The organism is Streptomyces sp. NBC_00425, from assembly GCF_036030735.1.
Classification (GTDB): domain Bacteria; phylum Actinomycetota; class Actinomycetes; order Streptomycetales; family Streptomycetaceae; genus Streptomyces.
In genome coordinates, this window is record NZ_CP107928.1 from 452506 (window position 1) to 477052 (window position 24547).

The window sequence follows — 24547 nt, forward strand, 5'->3', positions numbered from 1 at the left end:
TGCTCTCCGGGAGACGCGACGCCCCTCGCCGCCAGCGCCGTCACCCGCCCGGGTGCACGGGGCCTGATCCGTCACCCGCCCCGGGGCTCGGGTCCTGTTCCGTCACCTTCCGCCGCCATGGCCGCCCGCACCCTCTGCTCCTCACGAGCAGAGCCCATGTCCCGTTCCAGCGGTGTGCGGCTGACGGCCGTCGCGAGGTCCTCCAGAGCCCGCTTCTGCAGTTGCGCCTCGCGCCGCACCACCGGGCTCTCAGGCCTCCAACCGGTCGTCCTCGTCGTCTTGGAGCATGTGGCGACGCTCCTGTTCGCGCTTGGAGTAGGCGGCTGCCCGGATCGCCTCGTCGCTCTCCAGACCTGATCCCAGTGCGCCGCCCACCGTGGCGACCGAAGCGACGAACCAGGACAACGTCCAGTAATCCGTCGAGTCCAGCGGAGTCCGTGTCATGGAAGCGAACACCTGGTCGTTGAGGATGAAGAGCGCCCAGAGCAGGTTGACGACCATCAGACCCGCATAGCACACGATCACCCCGATTCCCACGGTCAGAACGGTCGAGGCGTTGTAGAGCCTCGCTCTCTGCCTCGCCTCCCTCGAGACCTCCGCCGATCGATGCCACAGCTGCGCGTCCACGATCAGCCAGCCGATCATGAGCGCGACGGATCCGACCGTTGCGATCACGAGGCGCGGCGCGCTCAGGGCCTCGGCCAGGCTCCAGACGGTGGAGTTCACGGTGGCGACCGCACCCGTGGCGAGTGCGGCCGCCAGGGCTTTCGACAAGCCCGGCACCAAGCGCCACGGCCGGTTTGCGCGGACCATGCCGACCAGCACCCTCAGGTATCCCCGCGGCCCGCTGAGGACGTACCGAAGATCAGCGGTGTCCTCCTCACCGACCGGGCCCGGGTGAACCGGCGCGAGACGGCTGACGAAGCGTCCCAGGAGCGGCGGCTGACCCTGCGGAGTTCCTTCTGCCCCGGTCGCCGGCGAAGCCGCCAGGCCGAGCACGGCTTCTTCCACCACCCGCCGGGCCCTCGTCTGCAGCCGCAGGCACCCCAGCGTAGGAAGAGACAGCAGGGCCAAGCCGTGTTCGTGACTCAGATCCACGACGAGCTTCTGCCCGTGCAAATGCAGCGGAAGGTCGGTGAGAGCCACGACGATGTCCCAGTTCTCGGCTCCTGCACGGTCCACGATCCGGCGCATCAAGGTGGGCAGGTCCTCCGTCCCCGCGGTGAAGGGCTCACTGACCACCTCGACGGCGAACCGGCGTCCCGGGCCCGACTTGTCGGCGAGCCGCGTGGAAAGCGTCCGGGTCATGCGGTGCGCGATTTCCGTGGGCGCGTCCGGATCCGCCAGGAGAGCTACGACCGTAACGCCCTGAGGCGACACGCGCATGACTGGACCCTTCTCGTCGGCTGCCCCCGCGAGCGCACGTGCCCTCAGGATGCCCGGGAGGCGACGTCGGCACCGCGTGACACGCTGGCCCCCGGCGGTGCACTGGACGGCGCCCGCCGGGGAGGACGACCGTGAGGGGGATCGAGCCGTCCATGGAGTCGGTCGGGGAAAGCGTCAACGCCCGGGCACGGGCTTGCCCGCCACCGGCCGAGGCCCCTCGGGACCCGCGGTGCGAACCAGGTTGCCCGACTGGTCCCGGTGCTCGTGCACGAGGCGGATCGCCATGGCGCCCTCACCGGCCGCCGAGGCCACCCGTTTGACCGAGCCGCTCCGGACGTCACCGACGGCGAAGACCCCGGGAAGGGTGGTCTCCAGAAGCAACGGACCACGGCCGAGCGGGTCCCACCGGGTCGCGTCCGCCGCCGCCCGGGCGTCGGCGCCGGTGAGGACGAAACCCTTCTCGTCCAGGGCCAGCACACCCTTGAGCCAGTCCGTGCGCGGCCGGGCTCCGATGAACACGAACAGCGCCGAGGCCCGCAACTCCCGGCGCTCACCGCTCGCGTTGTCCTCCACGATCAGTGACTCCAGCTTCTCCTCCCCGCGGACGCCCCGAACCTCGGTACGGAGCACCACCTCGATCTTCGGGTGCCGTTCCACCTGGTCCACCAGGTAGCGCGACATGTCCACGTTGAGGTCACCGCCCCGGACGAGGAGGTGGACCCTGGACGCGTGGTTCGCGAGGAACAGCGCCGCCTGCCCCGCGGAGTTCCCGCCGCCGACCACGGCGACCGGATCCGCCTGGCAGAGACTGGCCTCGTGAACGGTCGCGGCGTAGTAGACGCTGATGCCCTCCAGACGGTCGATGCCGGGCACCTCGAGCCTGCGATACCACACGCCCGAGGCGAGGACCACGGCGTCCGCCCGGGTCCGGGACCCGTCTACGAAACTGACGACGTACTCGTCGTCCTGCGGGGTGAGCCCGTCGACCTGGGCCGGCACCATGAGGCGAGCACCGAACTTGTGGGCCTGGAGCACCGCTCGTTCGATGAGCTCGCCCCCGGAGATGCCCGACGGGAAGCCGAGGTAGTTCTCGATGCGGGACGAGGTCGCGGCCTGGCCTCCGGTGGCCACGGCGTCGACGATGATCGTGGCGAGGCCGTCGGAGGCGCCGTACACGGCGGCCGCGAGTCCGGCGGGTCCCGCGCCCACCACCATCACGTCGCATCGCCCGGCCTCCGGCGAGGGAGCGGGCAGCCCGATGAGCCGGGCGAGTTCGGCGTTGCTCGGATTGCGCAGCACCCGCTCGCCCTTCCAGATGACCACCGGAGTCTCCTCGGGACGGATGGCGAACCGACGCAGCAGTGCCTCCGCCTCCCTGTCCTTCTCCAGATCCACCCAGCGGTGGGGCAGCCGGTTGCGAGCGGCGAACTCGCGCAGCCTCAGCGTGTCCGGTGAATAACACGAGCCCAGAATCCGGAAGCCGGCGCCGAGGCCGATGAGCAGATACCTGCGGCCCAGGTAGGCGCGGAGGATCAGGTCGCCGAGGACGGGGTCGCGGCCGACCAGGGCGCGTTGCCGCTCCACCGGTACGGCCAGGATCTCGCCCGCCTCGCGCACCACGGCGGTGTCGAACGCCGCCTCGCCCTCCAGCAGCGCGAGTTCGCCCAGGAACCTGCCCAGTCCGTGCACCGCCACCGTGCGCTCCTCGGGCCCGCCGTGGTCCTGGAGGATCTCGACCGTCCCGCTGAGGATCGCGAGGAACTCCCGGAAGGGCTCGCCCTCGCGGTACAGCACCTCCCCCTCGGTGGTCCTGCGGCGCTCGCCGTGCGCGGCCAGGTCCTGGAGCTGCTCCGGTGTCAGGCGCGGGAACGCCCCGTACCGGTCCGGCGTCTCGCGGACCGCATCCCGCCCGTGCTCGGTCGCGGTCATCAGACCAGAGCCTCGTGGACGTAGCACCAGCGCCAGTCCTCTCCCGGCTGCAATGACCGCACGACGGGGTGGCCGTCGATGCCCGCATGCCGTCTGGCGTGCCTGTTCGGCGAGGAGTCGCAGCAGCCGACGTGCCCGCAGGTGAGGCAGAGCCGCAGGTGCACCCACGGGGAGCCCTCCCTGAGGCACTCCTCGCAGCCTTGAGGTGTACGAGGCGTCACCGGGCGCACCATCGCCAGGTGCGGGTCGGGAATCGTGGCCATGAGGATTCTCCTTCCGTGAGGGGACGGTCAGTCGCGGCCCGCGCTGGTCGCCGCACCCAGCGGCGCGACTCCGTCGAGGCCGTTTCGTGGAACGCCCGCGATGGCCGGATCATCGTGCTCAGCCTCCCGCTGTCGTCTGCCGCCCCGCCATCGCCTGCTCGACCCACGAGCGAAGGACGGGCGCGGGCGCGGCGCCGGCCTGCCGGGCGACCGTCCGACCCTGGTCCAGGACCAGCAGGGTCGGCACCGCCTGCACCTCGAACCGTCGGCTGAGCCGCGGGTTCTGGTCGACGTCGACCTTGACGAGCTTGATCCGTCCGGCGAGGTCGCGGGCGACCTCTTCGAGGGCGGGGCTGACCATGCGGCAGGGCCCGCACCAGGTGGCCCAGAGGTCGACGACGACAGGCTGGGCCGCGTTGTCGGCGATCTCGGCGAAGTCGTCGTCGCCCGCGTCGACGATCCAGGGCAGGGGTTGCTTGCAGTGGCCGCATTTGGGGCGTCCCTCGGCGGCCACCGGAATCCGGTTGCCTCGCCCGCAGTTCGGGCAGGACACCGTCGTCGTCCGGGTGGTGTTCACGCTGCCCTCGTTTCCCGGGTCCCCTCCTGCTGGTCGTAGGTGACCACCAGTTCTCCGTGTTCGGCGTCGACGCGGACCGTCGCGCCGTCCTGGACGTCGCCGCGCAGCAGTGCGCGACCGACCGTGGTCTCTACCTCGTGGGAGATGTAGCGGCGCAACGGCCGTGCGCCGTACACCGGGTCGTACCCTTGGTGCGCGATCAACTCCCGGGCTGCTTCGGTGAGTTCGACGGCGATACGGCGTTCGGCGAGCCGCTGCCGCAGTTCGTCGAACTGCAACTCCACAATCCGTTCGATCTGGCGCTCACCGAGCGGCTTGAACAGCACGATGTCGTCGACGCGGTTGAGGAACTCCGGGCGGAAGTGTCCGCGCAGCTCGCCCATCACCAGGGCGCGGGCGCCCGGCTTGATCTCGCCTTCGGCGGTGGCGCCGTCGAGAAGGTGCTCGGAGCCGATGTTCGACGTCATGATGATCACGGTGTTGCGGAAGTCGACGGTGCGTCCCTGCGCATCGGTGATGCGGCCGTCATCGAGCATCTGCAGCAGGGTGTTGAAGACGTCGGTGTGCGCCTTCTCGATCTCGTCGAACAGCACGACCGAGTACGGCCTGCGGCGCACGGCTTCGGTGAGCTGGCCGCCCTCCTCGTAGCCGACGTATCCGGGCGGTGCGCCCATGAGCCGGCTGACGGTGTGCCTCTCCTGGTACTCGCTCATGTCGAGGCGCACCATGTTCTCCTCGGAGTCGAACAGAGCCCGGGCGAGAGTCTTGGCCAACTCCGTCTTCCCGACGCCGGTGGGGCCGAGGAAGATGAACGAGCCGATGGGGCGGCGTGGATCGCGGATGCCGGAGCGGGCGCGGATGATGGCGTCGGCGACGAGTTCGACCGCCTCGTCCTGGCCGATGACGCGCTCGCGCAGGATCTCGTCGAGGCGCAGCAGCTTCTCGCGTTCGCCCTCTTGGAGGCGAGCGACGGGGATGCCGGTCCAGGCGGCGACGATCTCGGCGATCTCCTCCTCAGTGACGACCTCGCGCAGCAACCGGTCCTGCCCTTGTTTGGTTGCCAGTTGGTCCTCCTCCGCGGCAAGTCGGCGCTCCAGTTCCTGGAGGCGGCCGTAGCGGAGTTCGGCCGCGCGGTTGAGGTCGTAGGCCCGTTCGGCCTCCTCCGCTTCGAGGCGGACCTGCTCCAGTTCCTGGCGTAGCTCCTGCACACGGCGGATGGCCTGCCGCTCGGCCTCCCACTGGGCGTGTTTGGCGTCGGCCTCGCCGCGCAGGTCGGCCAGTTCCCGTCGCAGTTCCTCCAGGCGGGTCTTGCTGGCCGGGTCGGCCTCCTTGGACAGGGCCGCCTCCTCGATCTCCAGGCGGGTGACGCGGCGGGTGATCTCGTCGAGTTCGGCGGGCATCGAGTCGATCTCGGTGCGCAGTCGGGCGCACGCCTCGTCGACGAGGTCGATGGCCTTGTCGGGCAGGAACCGATCGGTGATGTACCGGTGGCTGAGGGTGGCCGCGGAGACCAGCGCGGTGTCCTGGATCTTCACGCCGTGGAAGACCTCAAGGCGTTCGCGCAGTCCGCGCAGGATCGAGACGGCGTCCTCCACGTCCGGCTCGTCGACCAGGACCTGCTGGAAGCGGCGTTCGAGGGCGGCGTCCTTCTCGATGTGCTTGCGGTACTCGTCAAGGGTGGTGGCGCCGATCATGTGCAGTTCGCCTCGCGCGAGCATCGGCTTGAGCATGTTGCCCGCGTCCATGGCCCCTTCGGCGGCACCCGCTCCCACCACGGTGTGGAGCTCGTCGACGAAGAGCAGGATGCCCCCCTGTGCGGCCTTCACCTCGGACAGCACGGCCTTGAGGCGTTCCTCGAACTCACCTCGGTACTTGGCGCCGGCGACCAGGGAGCCCATGTCGAGGGCGAACACGATCTTGTCGCGGAGTCCTTCGGGCACGTCGCCGCGGACTATGCGCTGGGCGAGACCCTCGACGATGGCGGTCTTGCCGACGCCGGGGTCGCCGATGAGGACGGGGTTGTTCTTCGACTTGCGGCTGAGGATCTGGGTGACCCGCCGGATCTCGGCGTCCCGGCCGATGACCGGGTCGAGCCTGCCGGCCCTGGCCTCGGCGACGAGATCGCGGCCGTACTTCTCCAGCGCCTCGTAGGCCACTTCGGGGTTGGCGGAGGTGACGCGCTGGTTGCCGCGGACCTGGGTGAGCGCGCCCAGGAAGGAGTCCCTGGTGATGCCGGCCTGGTTGAGCAGTCGTCCGGCAGCGGTGGACGAGCCCTCCTCGGACAGGGCGAGCAGCAGGTGCTCCACGGACACGTACTCGTCCTTGAGGCGTTTGGCCTCCCGTTCGGCGGCGTCGAGCAGGCGGCCGAGGCGCTGCGTGACGAAGACCTGGCCGGGTGCCGCGCCGGGGCCGGTGACCTTCGGACGGCGGGAGAGTTCCTCGCGCACGGCCGCGCGCAGTTCCTCCGGCTCGGCGCCGGCCTGTTGCACCAAGCGCGGGATCAGACCGTCCTCCTGATCGAGAAGCGCGTGCAGCAGGTGTTCCCCGTCGACCTCGGTCTGCCCCATGCGGACGGCCGCGGTCTGGGCGTCCTGCAGGGCGTCCTGGGACTTCTGGGTGAGACGGTTCATGTCCATGGGGGTGTTTCACTCCTCGTGCCGCGGCCGCGCAGAGCGGCCTCGAGCAGGCTGATGCGGTCGAGCAGGTCGAGCACCAGGCCGATGGATGCGTAGTTGAGGCAGAGTCCGGAGCGCAGCCGCTGGACGCGGGCGAGGACCGCCGGGGCCGTGAAATCGAACACCAGGCTCCCCGCGGCGTCGCGCTCTGCGTCGACCAGGCCCAGGGCGACGAAACGCCGGATCAGATCGGGATGGAGGCCCGAACGACGGGCCACGGCATCCAGGGAGAGCCTGGGGACGGGCACGAGCGCGTACCGGACAGCCGTCGAGGCGGTGACGTCGGCGCCTGTTCGTACCGGACGGTCGCCCACGCCGGCTCGGCTGATGCCCGCAGCTTCCACGGGTCGGTCGTTCATCGCGTCCTCCTGGGGTCGAACGAGGAGGTGGCGGCGAGCTCCTCGAACAGTTCGCGCTCCCGGTCCCCCAGTGTGGGCGGCACCATGACGCGGAGTTCGGCGTACAGGTCGCCGGTCGCGCCGCGCGGGTTCGGCATGCCCTCGCCGCGCAGCCGCAGCCGCCGACCGCTGGACGAGCCCGCGGGCACCGTGACCTTGGCCGTACCGCCGCCGGGGGTGGGCACCGGCACCGTCGCGCCCAGCGCCGCCTCCCAGGGGGCGACCGGCACCTGGACGTACACGTCGCGGCCGTCCAGCCGGAACCGGGGGTCGGGCTGAACGCGCACCCGCAGGTACAGGTCGCCCGCAGCGGCGTCACCGCTGCCCCGGCCGCCCTCGCCCGCCAGTCGGATGCGCTGTCCGTCGGTGACTCCCGGCGGGACGTGGACCTCGTACCGCCGCGGCTGCCCGGCGGGACCGGCCAGCGTGACGGTGCGACGGCCGCCCCGGTACGCCTCCTCGACGGTGAGCGGCAGCTCGGCCTCCTGGTCGGCTCCGGGGACGCCGCCCGGGGCGGCGCCGGCTCCGAACATGGAACCGAACAAGTCCTCGAGGTCGATGCCTTCCGCTCCGAAGCCGTCGCCGAAGCCGTCGCCGAAGTCGGTGCTGTACCGGACACGCGGGCCGCCCGCGCCTGCGGTCCGCCGACCGCGGAAGCCGCCGCCCGCTCCAGCCGTGACCCGTTCGTCGAAGTCCTCGGGGACGTTGCGGAAGTCCTCGCCGAAGCGGTCGTAACGGGCCCGGGTCTTGGGGTCCGACAGGGCGCTGTACGCCTCGTTGAGGTCCTTGAAGCGTTCCTCCGCGTCCGGGTCCTTGTTGACGTCGGGGTGGTATTTGCGGGCGAGCTTGCGATAGGCCTGCTGGATCTCGTCCGGCCTCGCGGTCCGGGAAACGCCCAGCACCTCGTAGAAGTCCCGTGCCATGACCGGTCACTCCCGCTTCGCGACCGTCACGGCGGCGGGCCTGAGCTGCCGATCGCCGTCCCCGTAGCCGGGGCGCAGCACCTCCACGACGGTGCCCGGCGGGGCGTCTGGGGCCTGGACGACGCCGACCACCTCGTGCCGGGCCGGGTCGAAGACGACACCGGTTTCCGCGTGCCGCGGGTAGCCGAGCAGTTCGAGGACGTTCACCGCCTGGTCGCGGACCGCCCGGACGCCCTCGACGACCGCACCCGGATCAGCGCCGGCATGGGTCAGGGCGAGGTCCAGGTTGTCCAGGACGGGCAGGAAGGCGGCGGCCGTACGGGAGCGCTCCGCCGTCCGCTCCCGCTCCAGCTCCCTGGTGTGGCGCTTGCGGAGGTTGTCCAGGTCGGCCAGCGCGCGCCGCCAGCGGTCCTCCAGTTCCCGGATCGCGGCCGTGTACTCGTCCTCGGCGGACGCGGGGCCGGCGGCGTCGGGTCCCGGTTCGTCGTACGCCGTCTCCGGTCGGGACGGCGGGTCCGGTCGGGGCAGATCCTCTCGCGGAGGGCGCACGGCGCCTTCCGCGGCCGACTCGACCGGATCAACCGCGGCGGTTTCGGGTTCCTGGGGCCGGCTCGGCATGGCGCGCCTCAGTCCTTGTCGAACTCGGCGTCGATGACGTCGTCGTCCCCGCCACCGCCGCTCGGGCCACCGGTCGCACCGCCTCCGGTGCCGTCCTGGCCGGGACCGCCTGTGGCGGCGCCCTGTTGGGCCGCCAGCCCGGCAAGTACCTGCTGGAGTTCGGAGGTCAGGGGCCGCACGCGCTCCACGCCCGCTTCTTCCTTGACCGCCGCCCGGGCGTCGGACACGAGCATCTCGGCGCGTGCCTTCTCGTGCGCGGGCGCCGCGTCGCCCAGTTCGGCGAGGCGCTTCTCGACCTGGTACGCGGCGGCGTCGAGCTCGTTGCGGGCGTCGACGGCCTCGCGGAGTGCCTGGTCCTGGCCCTGGTTGCGCTCGGCCTCCTGAACCATGCGTTCGACCTCGCTGCGGTCCAGGTTGGAGCTCTCACTGATGGTGATGCCCTGTTCCTTGCCGGTGTCCCGGTCGCGGGCCTTGACGTTGAGAATGCCGTTGGCGTCGATGTCGAAGGTGACCTCGATCTGCGCTTCACCCCGCGGCGCCGACCGGATGTCGGTGAGCTGGAACCGGCCGAGCACCCGGTTGTCGGCGGCCCGCTCGCGCTCGCCCTGGAGGACCACCACGTCGACGGCCGGCTGGTTGTCCTCGGCGGTGGAGAAGGTCTCGGAGCGTCGCACGGGGATGGTGGTGTTCCGCTCGATGATCTTCGTCATCACGCCACCGCGTGTCTCGACGCCCAGCGACAGGGGCGTGACGTCGAGCAGCAGGACGTCCTTGACCTCGCCCTTGAGCACCCCGGCCTGGATCGCGGCCCCCAGTGCCACGACCTCGTCGGGGTTGACGCTCATGTTGGGTTCCTTGCCGCCGGTCAGCCGACGCACCAAAGCCTGGACGGCTGGGATGCGGGTGGAACCGCCGACGAGGATGACTTCGTCGATGTCGCTCTCGCCGACCTTGGCGTCGGCCATGGCCTGCTGGACCGGCCCCAGGCACCGCTCCACCAGGTCGCCGGCGATCTGCTCGAACGTGGACCGCATGATCGAGTCGGTGAGGTGCTTGGGCCCCGAGGCGTCGGCGGTGATGAACGGCAGGCTCACCTGCGTCTGTGTCACCGAACTGAGCTCGGTCTTGGCCTTCTCCGCCGCCTCGAAAAGGCGTTGCAGCGCCTGCGGGTCCTTGCGCAGGTCGATGCCGTTCTCCTTCTGGAAGTCGTCCGCGAGGTGGTCCACCAGACGCCGGTCGAAGTCGTCGCCGCCCAGGTGGCTGTCGCCGGCGGTGGAGCGCACCTCCACCACGCCGTCACCGACGTCGAGGATGCTCACGTCGAAGGTGCCGCCGCCCAGGTCGAAGACGAGGACGGTCTCGTGTCCCTTCTTGTCCATGCCGTAGGCGAGGGCTGCCGCGGTCGGCTCGTTGATGATCCGCAGCACCTCCAGTCCCGCGATCCGCCCGGCGTCCTTGGTGGCGGTGCGCTGGGCGTCGTTGAAGTAGGCGGGCACCGTGATGACGGCCTCCGTGACCCGCTCCCCCAGCTGCTTGGAGGCGTCGTCGGCGAGTTTGCGCAGCACCTGGGCGCTGATCTCCTCAGGCGCGTACAGCTTGTCGCGCACCTCGAAGCGGGCCGCCCCGCCGTCGCCCTCGACGACGTCGTACGCCACCGCCCTGGCCTCCTCGGAGATCTCGTCGAAGTGTCGGCCGATGAACCGCTTGGCCGAATATATGGTGCCCTTGGGGTTGAGGATCGCCTGGCGGCGGGCCAGCTGGCCCACCAGGCGCTCGCCGGTGTCGGTGAAGGCCACCACTGACGGTGTCGTGCGGTTGCCCTCGTTGTTGGGCACGACGGACGGCTCGCCGCCCTCCCACACGGCGATAACCGAGTTGGTGGTGCCCAGGTCGATGCCCACTGCCTTGGCCATGAAGACTCCTTCCCGTGCGGCGGCCTCCGCCGACTGTCCGGATCACGCTTTTCGGGTTCGAGTTAGGACCCTGCGGTTCGGGCCGGTTCACAAGGCCGCACAGCCGGCCGACCGGGACACCGGGCTGCGCAGCGCTCGCCGCAGGGGCGGCTCTGCCTAAGCGCATCCGGCCGATCACCCGCTCGCGCAAGCCGACGTCCCGCAGACGTCCCGCCCGGTGATCGCCACCCTCTCCACGGGAAACCCTTGGTCAGAGGGGTGGTCACCGGCATGTTCGGCTTCCCGGTACGTCTCCTGCGGGGCAACCGGCCTGCGATGCCGCTCGGCCGTCACCCAGCCCTTCCTGCCTGTGCGGAGCGTCTCGAACACCCCCCAGGGTGGCAATCCGAGTGGCTCCACGCCTGCGCCTGGCGAGCCAGAAACGCACGGGCCCGTTCGCCCCGCGGGTACGAGAAGGATCCGAACACCTCTGATATGCCGGTTCACGAGCGGGTGCCCGAACACGAATCGCCTCCCTGGAGACTCGGGGAGAACGGAGTGATCCCATGACCGGCAGCCGGTACGACCGCTGCTCGGACCGGGAGGGCAGCCCTCCCCAGGGCAGCGACGGGCGGCACCCCACGGTCGCGCGGAGAGAGTCCCGCGCACCCGTTCCGACCGCGCCCGACCATGCCCTCCACGAACTGACCGCGCTGGCCCGCGCTCTCTTCGACACCCCGGACGAAGGCCAGATCCTGGGCCTGGCCATGGATCACATAGCCACCGCAGGGCCGTACAGCGCTGAGGCCGGATACCTCAAGGTGAACGGCGATCTGGTTCCCAGCCCGAGGAACGGGCAGAGCCATGCCGCGGCCGTGGACCGGAAGGTGCTGGAGCTGGCCGGGAAGGACGGCCCTGTGACCGTACCCGGCAGGCGTTGGGGCCGGGCCCTGGGGCTGCGGGGACTCGAGGGCCTCCACGGCTACCTCGTGGTGACGTCCCTCTCCCGGCCCACCGAGGCCGAGCGATCCCTGCTCACCACGCTCGTCCGGCACACCGCTGCTGCACTGTCAGTCGCCTTCGCGCACCGCCGCCGACGGGAGGACGCGCTGGAGCTGCGCCGCCTGAAGGAGGAACGCACAGCCCTCCAGCGGCAGTTGATCTCCGTCATGGCCGCGTCGGCATACCAGCGTGGCGTTCACACGCTCATGGCCGATGTCGCTGCCTCGGGCGGCGGCGAGGAGGCCGTCACCCGGGCCCTGCACGGACTCACCGGACTCCCCGCGCTGGTCGAGGACCGCTTCGGTCGGTTGAGGTCCTGGACCGGCATCAGCCGCCCCGACCCCTATCCGGAACCGGACCCCGTGCGCCAGGACGAGATGCTGCACGCCGTCGCCCGGGAGGTCGGACCGGTGCGGATCAAGGACCGGCTGATCACCCTGGTCCGCCGGCACGGCGAGATCCTGGGCGTGCTGGCCCTGGTCGATGTCCGGGACGAGGCCGACGAGCACACCGTGCTCGCGCTGGAATACGCCGCCGCGTCGCTCGCCCTGGAGCTGACACACCTGCGCAACCTGGCCGAAGTGGAGCTGAGGCTGAACCGCGAGCTCGTCGACGACCTCCTGGCAGGGACGGACGAGGCGAGCGCCCACGCCCGATCCACGGCCATCGGACACGACCTGCACCGCATTCACTACGTCGTCGTGGTGCGGTGGTCGAACCGGACCGTGGACGATTCCTTCGCGCAGACCGTGGGCCGGACGGCTTCTGCGGTGGGCATGCGCTCGCTGTTGACCCGACGTTCGGACCACGTGGTCCTGATCGCGGACGACAGGCCGCACGCCCGCGCGCTGTACGAGGCGCTCGCCCGGGAGACCGGGACACGATCGGGGACGATAGGGGTGAGCGCCCCTTCCGAGTCTGTGGACGACATCCCCCACCGCTACCAGGAGGCGCAGCGCGCCCTGGACGTGCGCAGCCACTCCCGCGAGCGCTACGGCACGACGTTCTTCGACGAGCTCGGCCTCTACCGCATCCTGGGACCCGGCAACGACTACCGGGAACTGGAGACGTTCGTCGACGAGTGGCTCGGGCAGCTCATCGACTACGACTCCCGTCACCACGCGACCATGGTGGAGACCCTGTCCCGGTACTTCGACTGCGGCGGCAACTACGACGAGACGGCCGAATCCCTCGCGATCCACCGCAGCACGCTGCGCTATCGGCTGCAGCGCATCCGCGACATCAGCGGAAACGACCTCGCCGACGTCGAGGACCGGCTCAACCTCCAGGTGGCGACCCGAGTGTGGAAGATCGTCCTCGGCGGCCCCGGCTGACACCCCGCTGGAACGATCCGGGCCGGGCGCGGACCATTCATAAGTGCCTGGTCTTCCAGCGACATCGCCGGCCGGAACGGCACCCCACCCCCGCGGCCCGAGTGATCAGCCCTCGTGCCTGCACAGTTCAGTTGGGAATGGTCACCAGGACGCGACCTCGGCCGCCCGTGTCAACACGGTCTTGGGCTTGGGCGATCTTCTCCAGCGGGTACACGTCGCCGATGGCGACGGTGAGCATGCCGACTGCGGCTGCGGCGGTGAGGTCGCGGGCCGCCTGCCGTTTCGCCGATTCGGCGAAGTCGTCGCTGCCGAGCATGCGCAGCGTGACGTTGTTGAACAGCATGGGCCAAAAGGGAAGTCGGGGCCGGTCGTCCCGGGTGGCGTAGGCGGCGATCACCGCGCCGTTCGCGGCGACGAGGTCGTCCAGGTCCGCATTATCGGACAGGGCCACCTCGACGATTCGGTGCACGCCGTCGGGAGCGTGCGCGCGGATCGCGGCGGCGGGGTCGTCCTCGTCGAGCGCCACCGCGTGGGAGACGACGGCGGGGTCGACGCGGTTCAGGTCGCTGCCATGGCGCACGGTCCCGATCACCGTCGCGCCGCCCCACCGGGCGAGCTGCGCGGCCAGGGAGCCGACGCCGCCGAGCACCCCGTGCACGAGCACGAGCTGTCCGTCGACGGGGCCGTCGCTGAACACGGTGCGGTGGGCGGTGATCCCAGGGATGCCCAGGCCGGCGCCGAGTTCGTCGGTGAGGTGGTCGGGGAGCGGCACGGCCAGATCCGCAGGCACGACGGTGTACTGGGCTGCGGTGCCGAAGGGGCGGTAGGACTGGGCGCCGTACACCCATACCCGCTGTCCCATCCGGTGGGCGTCGACCCCGTCGCCCACCGCGTCGATGACTCCGGCGGCATCGCTGTGCGGGATCACCCGCGGGTAGGGCATCGAGGAGCCGAGCCAGCCGCGCCGCTTCTTGGTGTCGCCGGGGTTGACGCCCGAAACGGTGACGCGGACGCGGACCTCGCCGGGGCCGACGGTGGGGTCGGGCAGTTCGCCGACGCGCAGGACATCGGCGGCAGGGCCCTGTTCGTCGTACCAGGATGCAAGCATGGACATACCTCCAGGGCCGGTCAGCTCGCGGGTTCGTCGAGCGGAAACGGAGTGTTCTCGGTGGGCTCGTCAGCGTCAAGAACAGCGTGCAGCCAGGCGCGTTCGGCGCTGCTGATGGCACGGGCGGTGAGCAGCATGCCACGCCGGTAGGGGTCGGCCACCTCCTCGGCCCGCAACGGCCTGTCACCGTCGTAGAAGAAGCTCGCCGGCTCCTCCAGGAACTCAAGCCGTCTGCGCAGCACCGCGTGCTGTTCGGGCACATCGGGCAGGTGCGAGAGGAACGCCAGAACAGTGAAGAAGCGGGTGAAGTCGGTGATCTCATGGTCGGCCGGCTCGCGCAGCCGCTTCAGCAGTTCGGTGCGCCCGGCGCCGGTCAGGCTCAGCACGTACCGCGCTGGGCCCGCACCCGGGTCGGCGCGCCGCTCCAGCAGGCCCGCCTTGGTCAGACGGTTGATCGCCGGATACAGACTGCCGTCGCTGACCGGCCGCGTGTACCCAGTCAGCTGCGAAACCCGCCGGCGCAGCTCGTGCCCGGGCAGAGCACCCCCGGCCAGGAAGCCCAGTATCGCTAGTTCCAGCATGCTCTCACCATCCCACAGCCACATCGAATCGATGCATACATCGAATCGATGTTACCTTGTCGGAATATCACCGCCGCGAGGAGAGAAACATGCCGCTTGAAGCCGTGAAGTCTGTGATGCACCGCTTCGTCGAGTTCATCAACACAGCCAATGAGGATCTTGGCCGCGAGGTCATCTCTCCCGACGCGGTGTTCCACGCACCGAGTCACGCAGAGCCACTTCGAGGTCCCGAGGGCTACATGGAGGTCATCGGCATGATGCGCAGTGGATTCCCGGACGTGCAGTGGACCCTGGAGGAGATGATCGGGGAAGGCGACACGGTGGCTGCACGGTTCACGATGCACGGCACGCACGACGGTGAGTTCTTCGGCATCCCCGCAAGCGGCAACAAGGTCTCGGTGCAGGCCATGAACTTCTACTACATGGCCGACGGCCGGATCGTCGGCGAACGAGGTCAGCCCGACCTCCTTGGAGTCATGCAGCAGATCGGTGCCGTACCGGCACCGTGAAGCAGGCAAGGAGCGCATGGTTCGATGCGGGAGGAGGGGGCTGCCCACCCCGTACACCTCAGCTGCCGGTTGAATGAGTCCAAGGGCTCGGAGCCGTAGGCCGCCGGCGAACGGTGGCACATGGCGCTGCCACTGCTGCCCAGCGAGTGCATGGCGTGCTGGTCGTCCCGGCGGCCAGCGGAGTCAACGTGACGCGTGCTCAGAAGATCGGAGGCCGCCTCGGCGGGGCCCATCTGGGGAACAGTCTTGAGTCTCCAGCGGCTGGAGAGAGCAGAGTTGGGGACATGGACGTTACGACCCTCTGCTCGATCGGGGAGCTTTCCCGGCGGACCGGCTTGTCCGTGAGGACTATCCGGTTCTACTCCGATTCGGGGGTGGTAGCGCCGACCACCCGAAGTCCCGCCGGATATCGGCTCTATGACCTCGACGCACTGCTTCGTCTGGAACTTCTGCGCACACTCCGCGAGCTGGGCATGGACCTGGCCACGATTCAACGGGTACTGGACCGCGAGCTCTCGGTGGCGGAAGTAGCCGCGGCGCACGCCGACGCCATGGACGTCCAGATCCGGGTGCTGCAACTGCGTCGGAGTGTTCTGCGAGTCGTGGCCGCACGCGGATCCGATCCCGAGGAGATCAAGCTCATGCACAGGCTCACGCAGATGTCCGGCGAGGAACGCCGACGTTTGATCGACGATTTCATGGACGCCACCTTAAACACAGTGAATGCCGGCCCGGCTGCGGTGGCCATGGTTCGCGCTGCCGCTCCCGACCTTCCCGATGATCCGTCCAGCGAGCAGATCGCCGCGTGGGTGGAGCTTGCCGGGCTGGTCGGCGACGAAGACTTCCGGGCCCGGATGCGCCGGATGGTCATGTGGCAGGCCGCCGGGCGCCCGCTCGACATCGAGAGCGAAGCGGGCGAGGAACTGATGAAGTTCACCCGTCAGAAGGTGGCCGAGGCCGTGGAGTCGGGCATCGACCCTCTCGGCAACAGGGCCGTACCCGTCATCGACGACCTTGTGCACCGCTTCGCCGAGGTGTTCGCGCGCACCCCTGACACGGAATTCCGGGACTGGATGGCCCAGCAGTTCGAAGAGGCACACGATCCCAGGGTGGACCGGTACTGGCGGCTGGTGTGGATCGTCAACGGCTGGCAGGTAGTACCGAACCTGATCCCGGTGTATCCCTGGCTCATCCCCGCCCTGCGAAATGACCGCGACGCATAGTCACCGCAGTGGAGACGGCCCTCAATCCCTGAACGAGTCGACGGGGCGGCCTGCGCACATGACACGCGGGGGCGTCCAACCCTCGGACCTGGCCGGATGGGCCGAGTACGGATACTGCGCGTCGCACTCCCGATACGTCTGGGGCCTGCGGCTGCCCATGGTGTGCACGCTCGGCGGCCTGCCGGTGCTGTTCGCGCTCTCCGGAGCCAAAGGCGACGAACGCGAGACGCTGCGCGGCATGCTCGACACCGCGCCGGACGTGGTCGCTTGCCACCCGGGCCAGACGATCATCGCGGAACGAGGTCCACCATGCCGCACCTGACCGTCCACCTTCCAGATGACAGGCTGACCGGTAAAGAGCCAGGGCGGGCTCCCGTCCCGGCTCGGGGGAATCACGGAACGGGAGCCCTGCCTCTGTCGTGCGCGCAGCGGGACCGTACGGATGTGTCACGCGCTGCGCTGTCTGCGCGTCGGCGAACAGGCGGGGAGGTGAAGATGCATGCGTTCCGGGACGCACGCCCGGCGATCCCGGTACCGGCCCGGACAAGCCCCGGCTCGTCTTCGTCTTCGTTCCCGCTTCGGCCGCCTCGTGTGCCGGGCCCTGTCTGACGATCATCGTGTTGCGGCGGGTCTTCTCTGTGGAATCGGCCGACTTCTCGTGAGAGGGTCCCGCATGTGATCAGTCAGGATGGCGTCCGGGTCCGCGAGCTCGTACTCGTGGAAGGAGTTCGCCCTGCGGACGTTGTGTGTGTTCATCGAGAAGCGCTTCACGTGCTGCGTTCGAGCATCGACGCAGCCCACATCGACGCCTACAGCGATGACGACTGGCCGACCGAAGTCCTGCACTCGTATGAGCATGCGCTATCACTGGCTCGGCAGGAGCTCGTGAGCGGTACCCGGTCCAGGCGTTCCGATCCTGGCATGGGAATCGACCTCGATGTCCAGGACGACGGGCAATTCAAGGTGCTGTCGGACTTGGCGCCCTACACAATCCACGCCGAAGGCTGGGGGGACGGCCGGCTGGTCTTCAGCGCCAGCGACTCGGGAACGGCCCTGTGGATTGAGGTCACGCAGGAACAGGAAGCAGCACTCCTGTTCCGGTTGGGTCAGCTGGGGATCTCGTCGGGTGTGCTCACCGTCCTGACGCCCGGGCGCTGAGAACTGCTGGCACGGGTTCGCGGAGCCAGAGGATCAGCGAGGCAAGGCGGAGTCCGGCCTGGTGGCGGCGACGGCTACCGGGTGTCCGAGCTGGTCAGCTCGCCGTCCGTCACGCACGCGGTGCTGATCCGCCGCTGACGCGCGGGGTTCAAGGGTTCGCGGGGGTCGGTGTGCTGATGCGCCCGCCTCGATGGTTCGTCGTCGTGGTCTTGGCCCTCGTCGCCACGCGGCGGGAGTCGGCTGGTGCCGTCGGCGTACGGGCTCAGTGGGCATCACCGTCCCCGCCCGCGGCACCGATCGCCGCGACACCGCCGCCACACGCCCACCGCCGGACCGGGCGCGGCTACGTGATCGGAGCGAGCGGCGCGGCGAGGTGCTCGGTCTCCCGCACGTCGGCCGGCAGGGACTGCTCGGCCCAGATCGTCTTGCCGGCGGATGTGTGGCGGCTGCCCCAGCGGTCGGCCACCTGCGCCACGAGGAGCAGTCCGCGTCCGCCCTCGTCGAAGGTCCGGGCCCGCCGCAGATGTGGGGCGGTGGCGCTGCCGTCGGAGACCTCGCAGATGAGCGCGTCGGCCCGGACGAGGCGTAGCTGGATGGGCGGGGTGCCGTAGCGGATGGCGTTGGTGACCAGTTCGCTGACGATCAGCTCGGTGGCGAACTCCAGCTCGCTCAGTCCCCAGGCGGCCAGCTGCTCGCTCGCCCCTCGGCGGACGCCGGCGACGGCGGCGGGATCGGCGGGGAGCGGCCAGCTGCGTACCTGGTCAGCGCCGAGCATGGAGGTCCGGGCGAGGAGCAGGACGATGTCGTCGGCCGGCGGGTCTGGCCGCACCTTGCGCATCACCTCCTCGCACGTCTCCTCCAAGCCAGCGGCTGGGTGGCGCAGAGCCTCACCCAGCAGGTCCAGCCCGACGTCGAGGTCACGGCCCGGGGCCTCGATCAGACCGTCGGTGTAGAGGGCGAGCACGCTGCCTTCGGCCATGTCGATCCGGGCCGCCTCGAAGGGCAGTCCGCCGAGGCCGAGGGGCGGCCCGGCCGGCAGGTCCAGCATGCGCACCGCGCCGTCGGGGTCCATCAGCAGGGGCGGCGGGTGTCCGGCCCGAGCCAGATCGCACCGGCCGGCGATCGGGTCGTAGACGGCGTAGAGGCAGGTGGCCCCGACCTCCCCGGAGGCCTCCTCCGCCTGCCGTCGCGCGTCCGGGCCCTCCTCCCGGTCGAGACGGACGACGAGATCGTCCAGGCGGGTGAGCAGCTCGTCGGGCGCGAAGTCGGCGTCGGCGAGGGTCCGTACCGCCGAACGCAGACGCCCCATCGTGGCGGAGGCTCGCACCCCGTGCCCCACCACGTCGCCCACGGCCAGCGCGACCCGTCCCCCCGACAGCGCGATGACGTCGAACCAGTCTCCGCCGATCTCGTCCCCGGGCCCGGCGGGCAGGTAACGGTAGGCCAGGTCCACGGCCGCGACCTCGGGCAGCCGTTCGGGCAGCAGGCTGCGCTGGAGCGTGAGCGCGGTGCGGCGCTCACGGGTGTACCGGCGGGCGTTGTCGATGCTCACGGCGGCCCTGGCGGCGATCTCCTCGGCGAGGATCAGGTCGTCCGGGCCGAAGGCGTCCGGGGTCCGGTGCCGCATGAGATGCATGACACCTAGCGTGACCCCCCGCGCACGCAGGGGCACCATCAGTACCGTGTGGATCTTGAAACGGCGTATGCTCTCCGCTCGGGCCGGGGAGGCCGTCACCCACGCGCGCAGCGCCGCGTCGCCCGCGCTGTAGTGGCACGCCCTGCCGGTGATCAGGGCCAGGGCCGGGGGTGCGCCGGGCGGGTAGACGTCGGTGTCGCCCAGGGAAACCACGGATTCCGGGCATCCCGCGAGCACCGACCGTTGCGCGGTGCGCCGGCACACGACCGGCGTGTCGGGCGGCACCGGTTGCGGTTCATGCCCCTGGACGACGGATTCCAGCAGGTCGACGGTGGCGAAGTCGGCGAACCCGGTCACCGCGACCTCGGCAAGTTCCTGGGCCGTACGGGTGACGTCGAGGGTGCTGCCGATGCGCACGCTCGCGTCGTTGAGCACGGCCAGGCGACGCCGGGCCCAGTACTGCTCGGTGATGTCGATGACCAGCGCGGACAGACCCATTACCGTGCCCGCGCGGTCCTTCAGCGGGGAGAGGAACACCGACCACGCGTGGTCGCGGACCTCGCCTGAGGCGCGGAACGGCTGCTCCTCGCGGAAGATCATCTCGCCGGTGCGCGCCACCTGGTGCTGGAGGCGATCGATCTCGTCCAGGGGCGGGGCGGGGTAGATCTCCCACAGGGTCCGCCCCCGCATCTCGTCCGGTCTCAGCCCCATGGCCTTGGTCATGACCTCGTTGCAGGTGACGAACCGCGCCTCACTGTCGTAGATGGCCACGGGCAGCGGGAGCTGCGCCAGCGTGAGGTCCCACAGCTCCGCCGACTCCACGTCCGTCGGGCCGGAGGGATAGCTCACCGACGCCGGAGTCACGACCCAGTACGTGCCGGCGTCCGCGTCCACCAGCGGAGTGCCCCGTAGCCGCACGGTGACGCGGTCACCGTCGCGCTTGCGCAGCACCAGATCGCTCGTCCACTGCTCGCCGACGGCCAGGAGGCGCCGCGTCGTGAAGGGCAGCGTTGCGCCGAGCAGGCCGTAGGCGGGCCTGCCCACCACCTCCTCGGGGCCGTGTCCGAGGAGCCTCGCGGCTCCCGCGCTCCACACCATGACGACCCCGCGGGCGTCGATGACGACCGCGAAGTCCTCGGGTGCCACTGTGGTGGTGTCGGGTTCGTTGTACATGGGCGTCTACCGACCTCGTCCACCTGCGTCGCCCGGGCACGGGCGACGGGTCACCCTGCACGGGCGCTGCCTCCAGCATCCCGCCACGGCACGACCCGCTCAACCGGCTCCCGGGGCTTCCGGGGCTTCCGGGGCTTCCGGGGCTTCCGGGGCTTCCGCGAACCCTGTGGGCACCGGCCAGGTTCTGGTAGTGCTTCGACCCGAACCCGGAGCGGCGGCGCCGGCACCAACGCACCTGTCGAAGCGATCAGCGTCCAGGGCGTGGGACACAGCCTGCCGCAGAGCGGCATGGGACCGATGGCCCTGCAGGTCATGCGCCTGCGTTTCATGGGCCTGATCTGACCGGCATCGCGACGGACCCCGGGCGCTGCCACCCCGCGCACCTGCCGGTGAAGGGCGTCCTCCTGCGATCTCCACGTTGCCCGTCGCCGACGCTGCACATGGCGGCTCGACCTCTTCGACACCGGACTGATCGCCGAAGCCGGGGACCATCACCACCCAGGGTTTGAGGACCAGGCCCGCTGGTGCACCGGGGACGGTCCCGTCGCTCTGGAGCCGTGTCCCATCGAGCAACCCGACCGGGTGGACGAACTCCGACGCAGCCTGAGGATGGAGCCGCTCGCCCGCTACGCCAGCCGCTTGCGCAGCCGCGCCAGCCGCAAGGCGTCTGAGCGAGTCCCGGTGGGATCTCTTCACCGCTCGCCACTGGGAGCGAAGGCCCGAGGTCATACCCGCGCCGGGCGGCCTGGGCGCCGTCGACGCCGACCGCGCCTACACGGCGATGGTCGAGGCCGCACGGCCCTTCCGAGCCGGGACCCGGTTCCAGGCTCTGCCGGACGTCCGGTTCCTCGTCGACGGCGGCCGGATCCGGGCACCGGGAGACCTGCTGCCCGGCCCGCAGGACATCACCGCACAAAGGTACGGCGAGCGGCTCGACCATCAGATGGGGGGACGAGGTCGGCTGCTCGTGGTGGAGCAACCACTCATACTCGACCACGCCTTGTGGGCACAGGTGCGCTCCCTGGTCGCACCCTTGTGGGAGCGGGCCGGGTACCCCGTCCTGCCAGTCGTCACGGAACTCGTCCTCGGCGAGCGGATCACGGAGTGCGACGGCCCCGCGCATGAACTGCGGCACTCCACGCTGACCTGGGTCCTGCACGGCACCGTCACCGCCACCCCTCGGGACGCACAGGCCGGGCCCACGCTGACCGCCGGGGCCGGCGACCTGCTCCATTGGCCGGCCGGCCAACCACGCGCGCCAGACGAGGTGTTTCGTGCTGCCGTCCACGGCAGCCGGTCCGCGCGCCTGGACGGTCGTATGCCGTCCCATGTGCAGTTCATGGTCGAGCGGGTCCAGCGGGACGTCTCGGAGGATCTGCTGCCCGCCACCGAGGACGGATCCTTCGACGCATACGACACCCGCCTCGCCTCTCGCCTCGACGGCCGTCGGCACGCCCTCGTGGTCAATGGCTTCCACACTTTCGATGCCGCCTTGTGGTCGCGCGAGCGAGCCTTCTTCGCCGGCCTGTGGGACGTCGTCGGTCTGCCTTTGACGGGTGCCATCACCGCTTTGTTCCATGGCACCTACGAGCACAGCCCTGTCGGCGTGCACAAGGACCGCTTCGCCGCGTAGACACCTGTGAGAACCTGCCACTCGGTCGACCCGATGCACCTTGCCGTCGACCTCTTTGCGACACACCGTAGGCACCGCCCCTGGATACCAGCCATCCTTTCGAACACCATCGAAACGTGCCCACTGATATCTCAGGATGAGGTCATGGTTCGTCTCAAGCAGATGATTCTGCAGGCGAGTTGAAGCAATAGGAGAAGGGGCCGGCGCGAATCTCGTAGCGGATCCGAAATCGCTTGAACCGGTGAAGCCAGGCCAAGGTCCGCTCCTGGTCGGCGGCGCACTCGAGGATCCGCGGTATCGCGTCCAGCGGGACGCCGACACGGCCCGGTCACCAAGAGGTCCGTCTCCACCAGAGGTTTCACGTGATGGTCGCCCCGTCGGGTGACGACGCGTCCAGCTCTGCGGCGCTTACCCAGCCGGCAGTTGCGGCGGCACCGTCGGGCGATCGGCTGACGCCGGCAGCGGGATTACTTGTATGGCGGCATGTTGTTGGTCGGGGCTCCGGGACTCCAGTCCAGGTGGGCCACGAGGACGATCAACAGGAGTACCACCGTGATCAGGACGAGCGCCCCCACCCAGAAACTGTCCGCAGGCACCGGGCGGTGCGGATCCGGTGAGCTGTCGGGTCCGTCACCGACACCCTCACCAGCACGGTCTCCGGCGTCACTGTTCCCCTCGGGTGCCACGGCCCCTCCTTCGACAAGGCCATGGCACCGCAGCGCAGAGCAAGCGTCAAGACGGCCCGCAGCGCATGCATTCCTCGGGTATCCAGGGCGTGACCCACGAGTACTGCAGCTGCTTGGTGACCGCCCCCGAGCCGCACCCTCATGGACACCGACGCACCGCGCCGCCGGCCAGGCGGACGGCGCTGCGGATAGCGGATGCGATCACGAAGCCGGCGGCGGCTTCGCGGTAGAGCGGTCAGGCGCTGCCGGGCCGGCCGCTGCGAGCGCCTCCGCTGTCGCACGTCGCAGAGAAGGGGCGGTGAGCCAGAGGTTCTTCCCGCCGGCCAGGTACGCCACGGCACGGCCCACCCAGTCCGGGTCGCCGAGAAGATACGGTGTGCCCTCGGCGACCAGTTGTCCTAGCAGGTACTCCAACCGGAGGGCGTCCACGGCCCGATACGGGCGCGCGTGCCGGTCGAAGCGCATCTGGTCGTCCTCAAACGGGTGACGCAGCGTCATGTGCATCCAGCCGCCGTTACGCCCGGCGACCGTTCCCTTCAGTGTGTATATGCCCTTGTCGTTGATGTTCCAGGAGTGCTTGCCCCAGGTGATGCGTACGCCACTCATGATCCTGGACCACGGGATCAGTCGTCCGTCGGAGTCCGGCTCGCGTTGGAAGAGCCCGTCCGGACGGAATTCCACCCAACGGCCGTTCGCTCGTGTCGCGTTCCCAACTACCCAGTGGCCGTTGGCCCGTTCCAGTGGCCCCAGGGAAGTACCGTCATCCACCATGCAGGCATTGAATCACGCAGGCTTCGATTCTTTGCGCGAATTCGACGGGCTTGCAAGGTAGCGTCGAAGCCTCACCAGACCGCGACTGGGCTGACTGCTCACAGGCCGCCGCGCCGGGCCTACCGGAACCCCCGAGGTGCGCAATGTCGTCGAGAATCCTGCAAGGTCGCGCGGTGAGGTCACGACGGGCACGGCCCTGCTTTGTCGGACGCGCCCCGCCGCGTTGAGCAGTGTGGTGCCGTGCGCACCATGCCAGCGGTGGGTCGCTGACGCACTCCCTGGCTGCGGCAGCCGCAGCCGGCAGGCCGCTCTCTCCCCAACGGCTCTTCACCTCGCTGTGAGAACCGTTGCCCGCGTAGCCTCACGCTGCGACGTGTATTTCGACGTGCGACGATGCGGCCCACATGCTGCCGGACCCGGTTGAACCGTCGCCAGGCGTCCGTCGCACGACGCGGTCGACCTCCGCCGGGGCACAGCCGGGGCACGGGCATGCGCCCGCCTGGACGAGCACCTGCACGCCGTCGGCCGTCAGCTCGTGAAACGCACGCGCCCCACGAGGTCGTCGCCGTCAGGAACGAGGTCCACCCCGATGCCGTCCATCAGAGCCCGCACCGCGCCGTTCTGCGGCGTCGTGCTCACGTACACCTGGTCGCACCCCTTTGCGCGGGCTTGGTCCAACAGCAGCTCCAGTACGGCGGCGCCCACGCCGGCGCCCCGGTGAGACCGTCCGATCCACACCCCGGCCTCGACCGTCCCGTCCTGGCCCTCCACCGGGCACAGCCGTGCCGCTCCCACGGCGCGCCCTGACACGTCGATGACGAAGGTGGTCTCCACCGGGTGTACCGACAGCGACCGCGACTCGTGGAAGCGCACGAACGCAGACCGGCGCTGCGGCGTCCATGCACCAGGTCCCGGCACAGGCGGCATCACCTCCAGCGGATCGGCGTCCTCGACCGCGGCGTTCAGCAGATCCCGGAGGCGAGCACGGTCGAGAGGGTGAAGCGTGACGTCGGATCGCATGCCTCATGGTGTCACGGGATCCATGAGCACTCTGCGGGCACTGAGGGCTCCC

General features: G+C 70.0%; 19 protein-coding genes and 1 pseudogene. 6 read left to right on the forward strand and 14 right to left on the reverse strand.

Features of this window, described 5'->3' with window-relative positions:
* Window positions 1-249: 249 nt before the first annotated feature.
* The 9 genes from OHS82_RS01965 to dnaK form a co-directional block, all read right to left on the reverse strand.
* Window positions 250-1194, reverse strand: a complete 945-nt coding sequence (locus OHS82_RS01965) for a hypothetical protein (RefSeq protein ID WP_328433106.1) — start codon at window positions 1192-1194, stop codon at window positions 250-252.
* Between the two features lie 366 nt (window positions 1195-1560).
* Window positions 1561-3315 carry an FAD-dependent oxidoreductase gene (locus OHS82_RS01970; protein WP_328433107.1) on the reverse strand — a complete coding sequence of 585 codons (1755 nt, stop codon included), beginning with the start codon at window positions 3313-3315 and terminating at the stop codon, window positions 1561-1563.
* A complete protein-coding gene (locus tag OHS82_RS01975; protein WP_057575038.1) occupies window positions 3315-3578 on the reverse strand; it encodes a UBP-type zinc finger domain-containing protein in 264 nt (87 codons plus the stop codon). Before OHS82_RS01975 ends, OHS82_RS01970 begins: the two co-directional genes overlap by 1 nt.
* Window positions 3579-3696: 118 nt before the next feature.
* Window positions 3697-4155, reverse strand: a complete 459-nt coding sequence (gene trxA / locus OHS82_RS01980) for a thioredoxin (protein WP_057575037.1) — start codon at window positions 4153-4155, stop codon at window positions 3697-3699.
* On the reverse strand, window positions 4152-6791 hold the full coding sequence (clpB, locus tag OHS82_RS01985) for an ATP-dependent chaperone ClpB (RefSeq protein ID WP_328433108.1): 2640 nt from the start codon (window positions 6789-6791) through the stop codon (window positions 4152-4154). Before clpB ends, trxA begins: the two co-directional genes overlap by 4 nt.
* Window positions 6782-7189, reverse strand: a complete 408-nt coding sequence (locus OHS82_RS01990) for a chaperone modulator CbpM (RefSeq protein ID WP_057575035.1) — start codon at window positions 7187-7189, stop codon at window positions 6782-6784. Before OHS82_RS01990 ends, clpB begins: the two co-directional genes overlap by 10 nt.
* Window positions 7186-8151 (reverse strand): J domain-containing protein, encoded by a 966-nt coding sequence (locus OHS82_RS01995; RefSeq protein WP_328433109.1) that lies wholly within the window; start codon window positions 8149-8151, stop codon window positions 7186-7188. The genes OHS82_RS01990 and OHS82_RS01995 overlap by 4 nt, the downstream gene beginning before the upstream one ends.
* A 6-nt stretch (window positions 8152-8157) precedes the next feature.
* Window positions 8158-8769: a nucleotide exchange factor GrpE gene (locus OHS82_RS02000; protein ID WP_057575033.1), complete on the reverse strand. Its 612-nt coding sequence runs from the start codon at window positions 8767-8769 to the stop codon at window positions 8158-8160.
* Window positions 8770-8777: 8 nt separating this feature from the next.
* A complete protein-coding gene (gene dnaK / locus OHS82_RS02005; RefSeq protein WP_057575032.1) occupies window positions 8778-10682 on the reverse strand; it encodes a molecular chaperone DnaK in 1905 nt (634 codons plus the stop codon).
* A 545-nt stretch (window positions 10683-11227) separates the two neighbouring features.
* Between dnaK and OHS82_RS02010 the strand changes: the two genes are divergently transcribed.
* The gene (locus tag OHS82_RS02010) at window positions 11228-12997 is read left to right on the forward strand and encodes a helix-turn-helix domain-containing protein (RefSeq protein WP_328433110.1); all 1770 of its coding nucleotides are present in this window, start codon (window positions 11228-11230) and stop codon (window positions 12995-12997) included.
* Window positions 12998-13124: 127 nt separating this feature from the next.
* On the opposite strand, the gene OHS82_RS02015 is transcribed toward OHS82_RS02010, so the two are convergent.
* Complete coding sequence (locus tag OHS82_RS02015) at window positions 13125-14105, reverse strand: NADPH:quinone reductase (protein WP_057575242.1); 981 nt, start codon at window positions 14103-14105, stop codon at window positions 13125-13127.
* 20 nt (window positions 14106-14125) lie between these two features.
* Window positions 14126-14686: a PadR family transcriptional regulator gene (locus OHS82_RS02020; protein ID WP_057575029.1), complete on the reverse strand. Its 561-nt coding sequence runs from the start codon at window positions 14684-14686 to the stop codon at window positions 14126-14128.
* Between the two features lie 89 nt (window positions 14687-14775).
* On the opposite strand from OHS82_RS02020, the gene OHS82_RS02025 reads away from it, so the two are divergent.
* From OHS82_RS02025 to OHS82_RS02040, 4 genes and pseudogenes are all read left to right on the forward strand, one after another.
* Window positions 14776-15195 carry an ester cyclase gene (locus OHS82_RS02025; protein ID WP_328433111.1) on the forward strand — a complete coding sequence of 140 codons (420 nt, stop codon included), beginning with the start codon at window positions 14776-14778 and terminating at the stop codon, window positions 15193-15195.
* A 284-nt stretch (window positions 15196-15479) separates the two neighbouring features.
* Window positions 15480-16418, forward strand: a complete 939-nt coding sequence (locus tag OHS82_RS02030; RefSeq protein WP_057575027.1) for a helix-turn-helix domain-containing protein — start codon at window positions 15480-15482, stop codon at window positions 16416-16418.
* A 79-nt stretch (window positions 16419-16497) separates the two neighbouring features.
* Window positions 16498-16719: pseudogene (locus tag OHS82_RS02035) on the forward strand (IS982 family transposase); the annotation flags it as partial.
* A gap of 470 nt (window positions 16720-17189) precedes the next feature.
* Window positions 17190-17576, forward strand: a complete 387-nt coding sequence (locus tag OHS82_RS02040; RefSeq protein ID WP_057575025.1) for a hypothetical protein — start codon at window positions 17190-17192, stop codon at window positions 17574-17576.
* Between the two features lie 343 nt (window positions 17577-17919).
* Here the strand turns inward: OHS82_RS02040 and OHS82_RS02045 are convergent, their stop codons facing one another.
* Window positions 17920-20385, reverse strand: coding sequence for a SpoIIE family protein phosphatase (locus OHS82_RS02045; RefSeq protein WP_057575024.1), 2466 nt, complete (start codon window positions 20383-20385; stop codon window positions 17920-17922).
* A gap of 781 nt (window positions 20386-21166) precedes the next feature.
* Between OHS82_RS02045 and OHS82_RS02050 the strand changes: the two genes are divergently transcribed.
* Window positions 21167-22018 carry a hypothetical protein gene (locus OHS82_RS02050; protein ID WP_242432970.1) on the forward strand — a complete coding sequence of 284 codons (852 nt, stop codon included), beginning with the start codon at window positions 21167-21169 and terminating at the stop codon, window positions 22016-22018.
* A gap of 887 nt (window positions 22019-22905) precedes the next feature.
* Here the strand turns inward: OHS82_RS02050 and OHS82_RS02055 are convergent.
* Window positions 22906-23475, reverse strand: a complete 570-nt coding sequence (locus tag OHS82_RS02055) for a hypothetical protein (RefSeq protein ID WP_057575022.1) — start codon at window positions 23473-23475, stop codon at window positions 22906-22908.
* A 528-nt stretch (window positions 23476-24003) separates the two neighbouring features.
* Complete coding sequence (locus OHS82_RS02060) at window positions 24004-24495, reverse strand: GNAT family N-acetyltransferase (protein WP_079040978.1); 492 nt, start codon at window positions 24493-24495, stop codon at window positions 24004-24006.
* Window positions 24496-24547: the final 52 nt, after the last annotated feature.